Origin of the sequence: Nocardiopsis sp. LDBS1602 (genome assembly GCF_035818715.1) — a bacterium.
Lineage (GTDB): Bacteria > Actinomycetota > Actinomycetes > Streptosporangiales > Streptosporangiaceae > Nocardiopsis > Nocardiopsis alba.
The window spans coordinates 60,862-74,992 of the sequence record NZ_JAYLVW010000009.1; the positions used below are offsets into that span (position 1 = coordinate 60,862).

General features: G+C 70.7%; 10 protein-coding genes. 3 read left to right on the forward strand and 7 right to left on the reverse strand.

Going from position 1 to position 14,131, the window contains the following annotated elements:
* The first annotated feature begins 210 nt into the window (after positions 1-210).
* Entirely contained in the window at positions 211-375 is a 165-nt protein-coding gene (locus U9J66_RS21745) for a hypothetical protein (protein ID WP_326338519.1), read from the forward strand.
* Positions 376-541: 166 nt separating this feature from the next.
* Here the strand turns inward: U9J66_RS21745 and U9J66_RS21750 are convergent, their stop codons facing one another.
* The 6 genes from U9J66_RS21750 to mnmA all read right to left on the reverse strand — a co-directional run bounded on the left by U9J66_RS21750 (position 542) and on the right by mnmA (position 8,536).
* Positions 542-2,596 (reverse strand): putative bifunctional diguanylate cyclase/phosphodiesterase, encoded by a 2,055-nt coding sequence (locus U9J66_RS21750; protein ID WP_326338520.1) that lies wholly within the window; start codon positions 2,594-2,596, stop codon positions 542-544.
* A 196-nt stretch (positions 2,597-2,792) separates the two neighbouring features.
* Positions 2,793-5,006 (reverse strand): NAD-dependent DNA ligase LigA, encoded by a 2,214-nt coding sequence (ligA, locus tag U9J66_RS21755; protein ID WP_017535780.1) that lies wholly within the window; start codon positions 5,004-5,006, stop codon positions 2,793-2,795.
* Positions 5,007-5,072: 66 nt separating this feature from the next.
* Entirely contained in the window at positions 5,073-6,107 is a 1,035-nt protein-coding gene (locus U9J66_RS21760) for a methionine synthase (RefSeq protein ID WP_017535781.1), read from the reverse strand.
* Between the two features lie 20 nt (positions 6,108-6,127).
* A complete protein-coding gene (locus U9J66_RS21765; protein WP_326338523.1) occupies positions 6,128-6,778 on the reverse strand; it encodes an HAD-IA family hydrolase in 651 nt (216 codons plus the stop codon).
* Between the two features lie 16 nt (positions 6,779-6,794).
* Positions 6,795-7,325 carry a DedA family protein gene (locus tag U9J66_RS21770; RefSeq protein WP_017535783.1) on the reverse strand — a complete coding sequence of 177 codons (531 nt, stop codon included), beginning with the start codon at positions 7,323-7,325 and terminating at the stop codon, positions 6,795-6,797.
* Between the two features lie 110 nt (positions 7,326-7,435).
* The gene (gene mnmA, locus U9J66_RS21775; RefSeq protein ID WP_234305807.1) at positions 7,436-8,536 is read right to left on the reverse strand and encodes a tRNA 2-thiouridine(34) synthase MnmA; all 1,101 of its coding nucleotides are present in this window, start codon (positions 8,534-8,536) and stop codon (positions 7,436-7,438) included.
* 125 nt (positions 8,537-8,661) lie between these two features.
* Here mnmA and U9J66_RS21780 point away from each other — a divergent pair, with 125 nt between their 5' ends.
* Positions 8,662-9,849 carry a DUF695 domain-containing protein gene (locus U9J66_RS21780; RefSeq protein WP_017535784.1) on the forward strand — a complete coding sequence of 396 codons (1,188 nt, stop codon included), beginning with the start codon at positions 8,662-8,664 and terminating at the stop codon, positions 9,847-9,849.
* A gap of 199 nt (positions 9,850-10,048) precedes the next feature.
* On the forward strand, positions 10,049-11,737 hold the full coding sequence (locus U9J66_RS21785; protein ID WP_326338525.1) for a hypothetical protein: 1,689 nt from the start codon (positions 10,049-10,051) through the stop codon (positions 11,735-11,737).
* Positions 11,738-11,762: 25 nt separating this feature from the next.
* Here U9J66_RS21785 and U9J66_RS21790 read toward each other — a convergent pair whose 3' ends face one another.
* The gene (locus U9J66_RS21790) at positions 11,763-13,886 is read right to left on the reverse strand and encodes an ATP-binding protein (protein ID WP_326338526.1); all 2,124 of its coding nucleotides are present in this window, start codon (positions 13,884-13,886) and stop codon (positions 11,763-11,765) included.
* Positions 13,887-14,131 lie beyond the last annotated feature (245 nt).

The window sequence follows — 14,131 nt, forward strand, 5'->3', positions numbered from 1 at the left end:
AAAGAAGTATTCATCCGCCTTGAGGAGGGGCTCTTCCCCTTCCCCGCCACGAGATCCGGAAGAGCCCGCCGACGCGATTTCCGAGAATCACTCTCGGAGCGACGATCGACCGCCCCCTTCGGGGCCAGGGTGAGAACACGCCGACACGTTACGCGTTCGGCAAACGGACGCTGCCCTTCACCGAGGGGGCCGCCGTGCTGTCCTGGCCGCGTGGGAACGGAACCGTTCACCGTCTCGCGGGCCAAGGCCCCCGCACCCGATAGGGCGCTCTTGGAACTTCGCCGGGACCCGGGGCTCGACGAGCCCGTGCACACCGGCACCGACAACCCCATGATCTACTTCCGCATGCCCGAGAATCGCCCCGTCTCCACCTGAGCCGCAGCGGTCGCCCCTCGCAGTCCGTCGTAGTGGCCGTCCAGAGCCGTCGACCCTCGATACGTCCCGGCCTCCACCACCGGAAACCCACAGGACACAAGGGACCCTTGCCTTCTCCACCTCTCCGGACCGCCATGATCGCCCCTCGGCCGGTGGCCGGAAACGGTCAGGCGCGGGGGTGAGCGGGGGCGCCGGTGCCGTGGGCGGCCAGCCACGGCGGCACGTCCCGAGGAGCGAGGGGTTCGGAGAAGTGATGCCCCTGGGCGGCGTGACAGCCGCTCTCGGCGGCGGCACGGGCCATCTCCGCGTTCCGCACCCCCTCGGCGGTGGCGCGCATGCCCAGCTCGCGGACGAGCGCGATCGCCGCCCGTACGACGGTGCGTCCACCGGAGGCCTCGTCGGACAGGCGCGCGGTCAGGGAGTCGTGGATCTTCACCTCGTCCAAGGGCAGCCCCGCCAGTTGGGCCAGGGTGAAATGGCCGGTGCCGAAGTCGTCCAGGGTCAGTCCCACCCCCAGGGCCCGCAGCCGCGCGGCCGCCTCCGCCGCTGCGTCGGTCTCGGCGTCAGCGATGAGGGTCCGTTCGCTGATCTCCAGGACGAGCCGGTCGGCGGGCACCCCGTGCTCGCGCAGGGCGGCGGCGACCGTGTCGGGCAGGTCCGGGTCGAGGAGTTCGCGCACCCCCAGGTTGACCGAGACCGGCAGGGTGAGCCCCTCCTCCCGCCAGAGGGAGAGACGGGCCAGGGTGATGTCCAGGACCTGGACGGTGAAGGCCCGGAAGAGGTTGGAGTGCTCGATCACCGGCATGAACTCGTCGGGGGTGAGCAGGCCGCGGACGGGATGCCGCCACCTGGACAGGGCCTCCAGCCCGATGGGGCGTCCGTCCGCGAGGGCGACCTTGGGCTGGTAGCGCATCTCCAGGGCCCCGTCGGCCAGCCCGCGGCGCAGTTCGCTGTACATGCTCAGCCGGGCCGTGGAGTTCCGGTCCTTGCCGGGATCGTAGCTCTCCACCCCGGTGCGACCGGACTTGGCGACGTACATGGCGACGTCGGCGCGCTGCATCAGGAGCGGGAAGTCGGGGGCGTCGTCGGGATAGAGGGCGATTCCGGTGCTGACCTGGAGGTCGAAGTCCATGCCGTCGAGGCGGACGGGTTCGGCCAGGGCACCGCGCAGACGCAGGGCCACCTCGCGGGCGGAGTCGTTGTCGCGCACCTGGGGCAGCAGGATCGCGAACTCGTCGCCGCCGAGGCGGGCCACGAGGTCGTTGGGGCGCACGCTGTGGGTGAGTCGGCGGGCGAGGGTCACCAGGAGCCGGTCTCCGGTGGGGTGGCCGAGGGTGTCGTTGACCTCCTTGAACCGGTCCAGGTCGAGGAGGAGGAGACCGACCCGGGAGCCCTGTTGGCGGGCCCGGAGGATCTCCCGGTGGGCGCGGACGGTGAGGAGTTTGCGGTTGGCCAGGCCGGTGAGTTCGTCGTGGTTGGCCTGGTGGTCGCGTTTGACCAGGAGCAGGACACAGGCGTAGAGCGCTCCGAGGGGGAAGGCGAACAGCGGAACGTACAGCACCGAGTGGGTCATCGCGATGACGATGAGCGGCGACAGGCTGATCAGGACGGCGTTCACGTAGATCTGCTGACGCAGTCCCTTGAACATGACCTGGCGGAGCGGGACCCGCTCGTGCATGGCCACGGCGCACAGCACGAGGGTGCGGTTGACCACGAAGGACGCGGCGCCGGCCAGGGCGATGGCGATGAGCTCGGCGCCGGCGGGGACCGCGGGGACGATGACGATCTCGGGCAGGACCAGGCGCAGGACGGCGTCGGCCACGCCGAGGGTCAGGACGTACTGCGCGGCGTTGAAGGCGGTGCGATGGGGCGCGTGCCGTCGGACCACCCCCGAGACGGTGGTGGCGACGCATTGGAGGAGGGCGGCGACGGGCAGCCCGTAGAAGATGACGAGCGCGAAGGTGAAGGGCAGGGAGGTGGGAACCCCGTTGCCGGGGGCCTGACCGGGCATGGCGATGGGGGTGAGCTCCCCGAGGACGATCATGCACAGCAGAACCCAGATCAGCGGCTCCTGCCCCAGGAGGAAGAGCTGATCGAGCCCGAGTTCGAAGGTGGAGGCACCGAAGAGGAGCGCCCCGGCGAAGGTGGTGCCCGCCATGTAGAGCCAGAGCGGGGTTCCGACACGGGGACCGATGTCCCGGGTACCGATGGGATCCTTCATCCGCGTCCTCGTGACTGATGACCGTAATCCGGGATACATCCATGTCCGTAACCCGGGTGTTGACGCCCAGCTTACGGGGTTTCGTCACCAAACGTCGCACTACATGAACTATCAGTTAATCATTTTGTTAGCCGGGACGCTCAGACGGAAGCGGGCGGGGCCTTTCCCCGCCCGCTCCGGCGTGTCGTCGCTCGGCCTACTCCGCCTCGGTCTCCTCGGGCGGGTTGATCCGCAGTTTCTCCGCGGCCTCGGGCCCCTGTTCCAGCAGGACCCGGAAACCGGCCTCGTCCAGGACCGGAACACCCAGCTTCACGGCCTTGTCGTACTTGGATCCCGGGGCGTCGCCCACGACCACGAACGCGGTCTTCTTGGAGACCGACGCGGTCGCCCGGCCGCCCTCCTCGGCGACGGCCTCCTTGGCCCCGTCACGGGTGAACCCCTCGAGGGAGCCGGTGACCACCACCGTCACCCCTTCCAGCAGGCGCGATCCCGGTTCGTGCCCCTCGTCCTCCATGCGCACCCCGGCCGCCGCCCACTTGCGGACGATCTCGGCGTGCCAGTCCACCTCGAACCACTCACGGACCGAACGGGCGATGGTGGGGCCGATCCCGTCGACCGCCGCCAGCTCCTCCTCGGTGGCCTCTCGGATGGCGTCCATGGAACGGAAGTGCCGCGCCAGGTCCTCGGCGGCACGCGGGCCCACGTGCCGAATGGACAGGGAGACCAGCACCCGCCACAGCGGTTTGCTCTTGGCCTCCTCCAACTGCTCGAACAGCTTCTCGACCGTCTTCTTCGGCTCGCCCTTCATGTTGGCGAAGAAGGAGACGACCTTGGGCTCACCGGTCTTGGGGTCGGTCTTGGGCTCGGTGGTGTCCGGGTCCAGGACGTGGGTGCGGATCGGCAGGAGCTGTTCGACGGTGAGGTCGAACAGGTCGCCCTCGTCCCTCAGCGCGGGCTCGGACGGTTCGAGGGGCTGGGTGAGCGCGGTGGCGGCCACGTAGCCGAGCGCCTCGATGTCGAGGGCCTTGCGTCCGGCGATGAAGGCGACGCGTTCGCGCAGCTGACCGGGGCAGGAACGGGCGTTGGGACAGCGCAGGTCGACGTCGCCCTCCTTCTGCTGCCCGAGCGGGGTGCCGCACTCGGGGCAGGTCTCGGGCATGACGAACTCGCGTTCGTTCCCGTCGCGCCGCTCGACCACCGGACCGACGATCTCGGGGATGACGTCGCCGGCCTTGCGCAGTACGACGACGTCGCCGATCAGCACGCCCTTGCGGGCCACCTCCTGGGCGTTGTGCAGGGTGGCGAACTCGACCTCGGAGCCGGCGACCACGACCGGTTCCATCACCCCGTAGGGGGTGACACGGCCGGTCCGCCCCACACCCACCTTGATGTCGATCAGCCGGGTGGTGACCTCCTCCGGCGGGTACTTGTAGGCGATCGCCCAGCGGGGCGCCCGGCTGGTGGAGCCCAGGCGCCGTTGAAGGGCGATGTCGTCCACCTTGATCACGATGCCGTCGATCTCGTAGGCGGGATCGTGCCGGTGCTCCTGGTAGTGGGAGACGTAGTCGCGGACCTCGTCCATGGTGGCGACCACCTTGTAGCGGTCGCTCAGCGGCAGCCCCCACTCCCCCAGCAGCCGGTAGGCCTGCGACTGACTGGTGAAGACCGTGGCGCCGGCGTCCTCGGCGGCCGGCGTGTAGGCGCCGACCCCGTGCACGATCATCGACAGCGGACGGGTCGCGGTGACCCTCGGGTCCTTCTGCCGCAGTGAGCCGGCGGCGGCGTTGCGCGGGTTGGCGAACGGCGCGTGACTGCCGTCGGCGGCGATCCTCCGGTTGAGCTCCTCGAAGTCCTCGACCGGCAGGAAGACCTCGCCGCGCACCTCCAGCAGTTCGGGGGCCGGGCGCACGCTCTCGTCGAGCCGCTCGGGGATGACCCCGATCGTGCGGACGTTGAGGGTGATGTCCTCGCCGACCCGGCCATCGCCACGCGTGGCGGCACGGATCAGACGCCCCCGCTCGTAGACCAGGTCCACGGCGAGCCCGTCGATCTTGAGCTCGCACAGGTAACCGTCGACCGGGACCTCCGCCGAGGCGCGGTCGGCCCACGCGTTCAATTCGTCGAAGTCGAAGGCGTTGCCCAGGCTCTCCATCCGCACGAGGTGCTCGACCTCGGCGAAGTCGACGCTGATGGGCGCCCCGACCTTCTGGGTGGGCGAATCCTGGGTCACGAGGATCGGATGACGTTCCTCGATCTCCCGCAGTTCGAGCATGAGTCGGTCGTACTCGGCGTCGGAGATGATCGGGGCGCCCAGGTAGTACCGGTAGCTGTGATCGTCCAGGTCACGACACAGCTCGGCGTGGCGGGCACGGACCTCGTCGGGGACCTCGATGTTGTCGGGCGCGCTCACAGAAGCCTTTCTTGATCGTCCTCGTGGGGGCCGGGTCGGGGGGAGTGAGGGGGAGACGAAGGGGGACTATTTCCGAGGCTCGTCCCGGAGGACCCGGGCCCCGTCCCGGACGGCCTTGAGCGCCGTTCGGGCGTAGCGCGGCGAGGCACCCGCCAGGCCACAGGTCGGCGTGGTGACCACCGCACGGGACAGCAGGTCGGGGGCGACCCCGAGCCGATTCCAGAGTTCGCGTACGGGGTCGACGTTAGTCGCCGGGTCCGACATTCCGGCGCCGTCGACGGACGGGACGACGCCGAGCATGAGACCGGTCCCGGCCTCCACCGCGGTGCCGATCGCCTCGTCGTGGGACCGGTCCAGCAGATGGGCGTCGAGCCCCAGAGCATGGGCCCCACTGCGGCGGATCAGGTCGATCGGGACCGAGGGGGCGCAGCAGTGCGCGACCGGGACCGCCCCAGCCTCGACGATCGCGGAGAACAGGGTCCGCAGCACCGTCTCGACCCGGACCCGGTCCACCGCGGGCAGGACCCCGTAGCCGCTGGCGGTGGGGAGGGAGCCGATGAGGACGGCCGGGAGGGAGGGTTCGTCGACCTGCACGATCGGTCTGGCCCCCGGAACGCGCCCGCGCACGTCGGCGATGTGGGAGAGGACCCCCTCCAGGTGCGATTCGGCCAGGTCGCGCTCGGCGCCGGGGTCGGAGACCAGACGTTGGCCGTTGCGCAGTTCCACCGAGGCGGCCATGGTCCACGGCCCGGCCACCTGGAGCTTGAGCGGCCCCTCGTAGGCGTGCGCGTGTTCGGTGAGGGCGTCCAGGTCGTAGGAGAGGAAGCTCCCGGCCCGGGCGAGGTCGCGTCCGGGAGAGTCGACCACACGCCAGCCGGTGGGCTGGACCTCGATCGGAAGGTCGACCAGAAGCCCGCCGGTACGTCCGATCATGTCCGCGCCGGCGCCTCGTCCGGGCAGCTCGGGCAGGTGCGGCAGGTCGGGGAGTTCACCGAGGACGGTGCGCACGGCCTCGTCGGGGTCCTCGCCGGGCCAGGACCCGACACCGGTGGAGGACGCCGCGGGCCAGGGATAGGGGTGCTGTTGACTCACGTTGCCCAAGGTTAGAGCAACCGGGCCGCTCAGCGGAGGCCGAACACCGGCCCGTCGGAGGTGCTCTCCAGGACGCAGGAGGTGAGGTCGTCGATGACGGCGACGGCGCCCAGGCCCTCGAGTTCGGCCCGGTCGTGGGAGGTGGCCACGGCCAGCACGGTGGCCCCGGAGGCCGCCCCGGCCCGGATACCGGCGGGCGCGTCCTCGACCACCAGGCAGCGTTCGGGGGCGTGGCCCAACCGTTCCGCCGCCTTCAGGTAGCCCTGGGGGTCCGGTTTGCCGACGCTCACGTCCTCGGCGGCCACCAGGACCTCGGGGATGGGCAGGCCCGCGTGGGAGAGGCGCTCTCGCATGAGCAGTCGGGTGCCGGAGGTGACGGCGGCCCAACGTTCGGCGGGCAACGCGCCGAGGAGGTCGACGGTGGCGGGCAGCGCCGTCACTCCGGCCACGTCGCCGAGTTCGAGCTCCTCCAACGCGTCCGCGGCCGCCTCGACCTCCTCGGCGGGCAGGAACAGGGCGATGGTGTCCTCGGAACGGCGCCCGTGGGAGACCTCCAGGATCGCCTCGGGGTCCACTCCGTAGCTCTCGGCCCACAGCCGCCAGGTCCGTTCCACCACGGGGGTGGAGTCCACGAGGGTGCCGTCGATGTCGAACAGGACCGCGTCCACACTGATGCGCATGGCCCCACGGTAACCGTCAGGCGGCCTCGATCCGGTCGCCGGCGTCCTCGTTCTCCTCGGACGGGGCCCCGTCGTCCTTCCCTCGGCGCAGTCGGGAGCGCAGGACCAGCGCGGTGACCAGCAGCGCGGCGAGGACGATCACGCCGAGCGCGGTCCAGGGAGAGTTCAGGAAGAGCACCAGCCAGGTGCCGACCAGCCCGGAGATGACCGTGCCCCACAGGCCGGCCCAGGCCAGTCCGCCGATGAAGACGGCGGTGAAGTAGATGGGGAAGCGCATGCGCACCGCGCCCGCGGCGAGGTTGATGGCCGTCTGCATCCCGACGGTGAAGAAGCCGAGCGTGACCACGGGCGCGCCGTAGCGGTCGATCCGTCTCTTGGCGGCGTCGAGTCTGGGGCCGAGCCGCCGGCCGAGCCGACTGCGTGAGACCCCCGCTCCGAGACCGCGGCCGATCCAGTAGGTGGCGGGGGCCCGAAGCAGGATCACGACGAGCAGGGTCGCGTAGACCACCCAGAAGGGCTGCCCCTCCAGGAAAGAGAACTGCGGCATGGACCCGACCCCTTCACGCTCGACGCTCTCAACTTTGCATTGCCTTACCTAACTTCGGCAAGGGGCGAGAGCCCGAAACCCGGGTTATCTGTCCTACATTGCCCCTTTTGCTACTGGACCTGCGTCTCCGTGTCCTCGGTTCGAGAGGTGGCGGAGATGGTCGCCGACCCTAGGACCGCGTCACCGTCGTAGACCACCACGGCCTGCCCTGTGGCCACGCCCTTGGCTGGCTCGGCCAGCCGGACCACCAGCTCCGGGCCCTCCTCCGTCTCCCGCTGGAAGACCGTGGCCGGGTACACCTCGCCGTGCGCCCTCAACTGGACGTGACACTCGGTCGGCTCGGTCAACGGGGCGCCACCGCTCCAGACCGGGCGACGACCCACGATCCCGTCCACACGGAGCGAGGCGCGCGGACCTACCGTCACCGTGTTGTTCACCGGCTCGATGGAGAGCACGTAGCGCGGGTCGGGAGCGCCGCCCAGGCCCAGGCCCTTGCGCTGACCGATGGTGAAGGCGTGCGATCCCTTGTGGGTGCCCACCACGTTGCCGTCCTCGTCCTGGATCGGACCGGGACGCTCCCCCAGCCGACGGTTGAGGAAGCCGGCGGTGTCGCCGTCGGCGATGAAGCAGATGTCGTGGCTGTCCGGCTTGTCGGCGACCGAGAGCCCGCGGCGCTCCGCCTCGGCCCGCACCTCGTCCTTGGTGCAGTCGCCCAGCGGGAACATCGCGTGCTTCAACTGCTCGGCGTCGAGGACGCCCAGCACGTACGACTGGTCCTTGCCCTCGTCGACGCTGCGCACCAGGCGACCGTCGATCTTGCGGACGTGGTGTCCGGTCGCCACGGCGTCGAAGCCCAGGGCGACGGCCCGATCCAGCACCGCCTCGAACTTGATCTTCTCGTTACAGCGCAGGCACGGGTTGGGGGTGTTGCCCGCCTCGTACTCGGAGACGAAGTCCTGGACCACCTCGCGGTCGAACTCCTCCGACATGTCCCACACGTAGAACGGGATGCCGATGACGTCCGCGGCGCGGCGGGCGTCGTGGGAGTCCTCGACCGTACAGCAGCCTCGGGCGCCGGTCCGGTAGGACTGTGGGTTCTTGGAAAGGGCCAGGTGGACGCCGGTGACGTCGTACCCCGCCTCGGCCACGCGGGCCGCGGCTACCGCGGAGTCGACCCCGCCGGACATGGCGGCCAGTACACGCAAAGTCATAGTGCAGTCCAGGGTATGCGCCCGGAGACGGACCGGACACGGATCGGTGGTGCGAGGGACGTGTTCGAGGACTCGCCGTCGCGCGCGCGGCGAGGGTACTCGTCCGGTTCTGCGAAAATCGACACATGGCTCTGTTCCGTCGTCGCCGCTCCAACGACTCCACCGATTCCGCCGTCACGGCCACCACCGCCGCCGTGACCGCCTTCTGGGACGCCTGGCCGTCGGTGCGCACCGCGCTGGCCGAGGCCGTGGACTCGGACACCCCCGCGCCCACCGAGGTGGCCGAACGGGTCACCGCCCTGGTCAGGGCGATCCACCCCGACCTGGACTGGGAGATCGGGCGGGCCCCGGAACCCCAGGGAGGACTGGACGAGCTGGACATGTCCCCCGACATCGACCCGGCCGAACTCCTGGAGCAGCTCGCCGCCCTGGACGACCCGTCCAGGATCACCGACGCCCCCTCCTACGCGATGACCCTGCGCCCGGGAACCTCGGAGGAGGCCCGGGTCCAGTCCGAACGCTGGTCCCGTTCCGCCCCCGACGACGACCGGTGGCGGTTCCGCCCGGTCCGCCCGGCCGATCACGACCGGCTGACCTCCACCGTTCGCTGGGACGACCACGAGCTCGACCTCTCGCACGCCTCGGTCTCCATGCGGGTCGACCAGGCCGGCGGCCGGATCGACGTGGGCGTGTACCACCCGGACAACATGTTCCTGTCCGAGGAGACCCGCCGGGCCGTGGCCGAACACGTCACCCTGTTGGCGCTGGGCGAGGACGAGATGGTCCGATGGGTGGGGAAGGTGTCCCCGCTGGACGAGCGCCCCTTGGACCCGCTTCCGCCCACCTCCATGCCCTCCGTCGCCAAACAGATGCGCGACCTGCTCGGCGGCACCGACGGTTGGGTGACGCTGCACGGACGGATCCCGCTCCAGGGCGCGGTGGAGATCATGCTCCGGCACCCGGTGACCCGCCGTGACCTGCCCGCCCTGTCGCTGTTCGTCCAGGTGCTGGTCCCCTACACGAACGCGGACTCCGACCGTCTGCCCGAGGAGGGGTCCGTCGAGGCGCTCGCCGGCCTGGAGGCGCGGCTGAACGAGATCCTCGGCGACAACGGCGCCATGTTCATGCGCCAGTCCGGGGGCGGGCAGCGGATGTACGTCTACTACCTGGACCCGGACTCCGGAGTGCTGCCCGAGTTCGAGACCGCACTGATGGACTGGCCGGAGGGCAAGGTGCAGCTGCGCACCCGACTGGACCCCAAGTGGTCCCAGTTCGACCTCGCCCGCCGTCCCTACGTCCGCAAGCTCGGCTGAGGCCCCTCCACCACGCTCGCTCCGCCGCCGCCCGGTTCCGTTCCGGTCGGCGGCGGATCCCGTTCGTCCCCGCGAAAGGGGCGCCGGGGACCGCACGCCGTACCCTCGCCCTCGTGCTCCCGTCGTCCCGCGGGCCCGCCCGCGGCCACTACCCTGAGGCGTCACGGATCCGAACGCGAGAGGTCCCCGGACACGAGGCATGACCTATGACACCCCCGGTAGCGCCGCTCGCTACGAGCGCGCCAACACGGGACCCGACGCCGAGCGTTGGCGGACCTGGAAGGGCCCGGTCGTCCTGGCCCTGGCCCGGACCTTCACCTCGGCGGCCCGGGTCCTGGAGGCGCTGGCGGTCTTCCGCGGGGACCTCAGGGTGCTGGTGGTGTTCTCCTTCGACGGCACCTCGGCCTTCAACGCCGGCGCCGAGGAACTCCTGGAGGGCCTGGAGACGGCCCTGATCCCGTGGGAGCGACGTCTGGAGGTCCACCCCCACCTGGTGCTCACCGCCACCGAGAACGCGGACATGGCGGACTTCGCGTGCCCGATCGTGGTCCTGCCGCACGGCATCGGCTTCCAGAAGTACGTCCCGGACCATCGCACGAGTCGAGTGCGCCTGTCCGGGGTGCCACGACCGGAGTTCCACGAGGCCGGGAACCTCCACCTCGTGCTCTCGCACCCGGCCCAGCTCGAACAGCTCCGGGCCGCCCGGATCCCCCTCGTCGACCGGGCCCACGTGGTCGGGGACCCGGCTCGCGACCGCCTCATCGACGACCTGCGGCTACGGGACCGGTACCGGGCCGACCTGAAGGTGGAACCGGACCAGAGGCTGGTGGTGCTCACCTCCACATGGGGGCCGGAGGGGCTCATCGGAAGCCGCCCCGAGCTGCCCGGCGCCCTCGTCGGCTCCCTCCCCCACGACGACTATCGGGTCGCGGCGATCCTGCATCCGAACATCTGGTTCGCGCACAGCCCCTGGCAGGTCCGGCACATGCTCGCCGACGCCCTGGACGCGGGGCTGCTGCTCATGCCGCCCGACCGTGGTTGGGGGGCGGCCCTGGTCGCGGCCGACTGCGTGATCGGCGACCACGGCAGCGTCACGCTCTATGGAGCCGCGTTGGACCATCCCGTCCTGGTGGCCGCCCGAGGCTCCGAATCGGTTCCGGGAACGGCCGCGTCGGCGCTGTTCGAAACCGCGCCCCGATTGGAGACGGGCGACCTGAGAGAACAGGTGGAGCGGGTGGTCGAGGGGCATCTTCCAGGCCGCAACAGCGCCGCCACCGAGCTGGCGTTCGCCCACCCGGGGGAAGGGGGGTGGCGACTCACGGCGCTCCTGTACCGACTGCTGGATATGGAACCTCACCGTTCCAGAGGTGACGACGGCACTCGGCGCGCCCTGCCCCCTCCCGTTCCCGACGAGGCCTCGGCCACCGCCCTCGCCTTCGACGTGCACGGTCTGCTCGACGGGGCCGAACTGTCCCTGGAACGTTTTCCCAGCGCCACCCGCCGAACGCCCTCCCCGCCCGCGGGGGCCGTCCGGCACCTGTCCGTCTACGAGACGGAGCCCCGGCACGCCCTGGTCCACTCGGCCTCCGTCGTGTGCCGTGTACCCGGTGAACACGTCGGTCCGGCGCACTGGCCCGAGCGGGCCCTGGAGCGGTATCCGGGCGCCTACGCCGTGGCCCAGGGCACGGGCGAGGGGACCGAGGTCCTGTTCCGCGGCGGCGACCGTCTCCTGGTCCGCTTCGACTCCGATGTGGCCCCGACTCTGAGCGCCGCCGTCCCCTACACCCTGCTACGCGCGGGACGTGAGCCGATCGGCCACCACAAGGTACGGGTGGGTCCGCACCGTCGGGCCTGCTCGGTGGAGCCGCTCACCCGAACCGACTCGTAGTCCGGGAGGCGCCCCCCGAACGAGATCAGCCCGAAGGCGGTCCCGATCGGGCGATCCGCTCGGCCACGGAGACGGCCCTGGGGCTCTCCAGTCCCCGGTAGAGCCGCTCGGCCTCGACCAACCGGGCGCGTGCCTCGCCCGGGGCCCCGATCTCCTCGTAGAGATCGGCGAGCAGAACGTACGCCTCGGCCCGGTAGTAGTGCTGATCCCCGGCCCCGAGGCCCTCGATGGCCAGGTTCAACGCGGTGATCGCCTCTCGATGCCGTCCGGCCGCGGCATGGGCCTCCCCGAGCCACACCCGACCCCGGGCGCTCATCCGACCATCGGACTCCGAGAGCGCCTCGAACCGTGCCAGGGCGGACTCGATGTCCGTGATCGCCTCCTCCGCCCGACCGGCCCGAACCCCGGCCTGGCCTCGGAAGAGCAGACCGAGGGCCTCACCCCGCTCCGAGCCGGGCAGATCGGAGGCCCGGTTGGCCTCGATACACCGGTCATAGGCGGCGATGGCCGCCTCGGGGTCGGTCTCCGCCAGGTAGCGGCCCCGGAACTCCCACACCGAGGCCCGAAGCATGAGGTCGTCCATCCCCTCGACGAGTTCGGCCGCGCGATCGAGCCGCGCCCCGGCCTCCGCGTGTCTCCCGAGATCGGTCAGAGGGCGCGATCCGAGAGAGAGGAGCCTGGCCTCGGCCGCGGTGTCCCCCACCATCCGGGCCGAGTCGGCGCCGACCACGGCGGTGGTCGCCCAGTCGTGTACGAAACGGTGGTCCAGGTAGAGGGCCGGCGCGAGTTCGGCGAACCGGTGGGCGTGGACGTGCAGCCCCTGCTCGGCACTGCCCAGTACCACCGAGAGCAGTGTCGGGCGTTCACGCAGGAGCCAGGCCTTGGCCGATCCGGTGTCACCGTCGAAGGGATCCTCGGCGCCGGTCAGGATCGACCCCAGATCGAGGGTTCTGAGCCGCTCGCCCCGGGCCGCGAGCTCCGCGAACCCGAGCCGGACCAGGTAGGCGTCGAGCATGGCGGTCAGACGGGCACGACGAGGGCCGGCACCGTCCTCCTCGGCCCGGTCACGGGCGTGGCCTCGGATGAGCTCGTGCCGAAAACGCAGCGTGTGCGTGTCCATCTCCACGAGATTGGCGGCGAGGATCTCCTTCCACCGGCCCTCGTCTCCGAGGAGCGGCATCAGCGCCCGGTCCAGATGTGGACCCGGCCAGTCGCCCAGGGTGCGGTACACGGCCGCCGCCTCCGGCGATAGGGCTCCGTAGGAGGTCTCGAAGATCACTCCGAGGCTCCGACGCAGCTCCTCGGCGCTGTCGGGGGCCGACGGGGCACGTTTCATGTCCTCGGCCAGGGCCGCGGCCGAACCGGGCCCCATACGGAACAACCGGCCACCGACGAGGGCGATGGCCAGAGGGAGACCGGCGCACACCTCCAACAGCCGTTCGATCGCCTCGGGGTCCTCGGACTCCAGCGATCGGTCGGCTCGACTCTCCAGGAGGGCTCGCGCATGCTCCGCGTCCAGCGGCACCAGGCTGCGCGGGTGGGCTCCCCTCGGGTCCCCCAGGAGTTCGTCGAGGTCGGGGACGTCGCCGTCGACCAGGACCAGGCTCCCGTTCCCCTCGGGCACCAGCGCCCGTACCTGGGCCGGTTCCCACGCACCCTCGACCACCACCAACAGGCACGGGCGACGTCGGGTGAGGCTCCGGTACTCCTTGGCCCTCTCGGCAGGGGAGGACGGGATCGCCTTCTCCTCCATCCCCAGCGCCCTCAGGAATCCGGTGATCGCGGTGTCGGGGTCCTCATAGAGGCCACGGCGGTACTCGAAGCCGAGTTGGCCACCGCTGAAGTAGTCCTGGTGGATCTCGGCGATCTTGCGGATGAAGGTGGTCTTGCCGATACCGCGCGGCCCCTCACAGAGGACCACCCGTGGCGAGGAATCGGAGCTCAAGGTCGACCTGATCCACTCCAGCTGGTCATGCCGGTTCACGAAGTCGTGGGGCGGCCGCTCGACCTGGAGGGGTCGATGGTCCCCCTGCAGAACGTTGGTGACGTTGACATCGCGGCCGACGGCACCGGCCTGGATCGCGGTCCCGCCGACGTCACCGCCGATGGTGCTGCGCACCTGACGGGGTTCGGGGGTGTCGTCGTTCATACCTCTCCCGAGGGGGTCGGAGCAGGGCGCCGTATCGCACGGATCACCCTATCGATCGAAGCCCTCCTCGGGGCCCGACGGGATCGAGGGTGACGATGGATCTCCGGGGTTCCGTGCTCGTCGCACTCGATCGGCGCCCCGTCCTGGCCGGGTGCGGACAGCGCCCCTCGTCCGACCCCCATAGGCACCTCAGGGCTCTCTGGCCCCGTTCACCACATAGTCCCCTCCCCTCACATCACGAATCG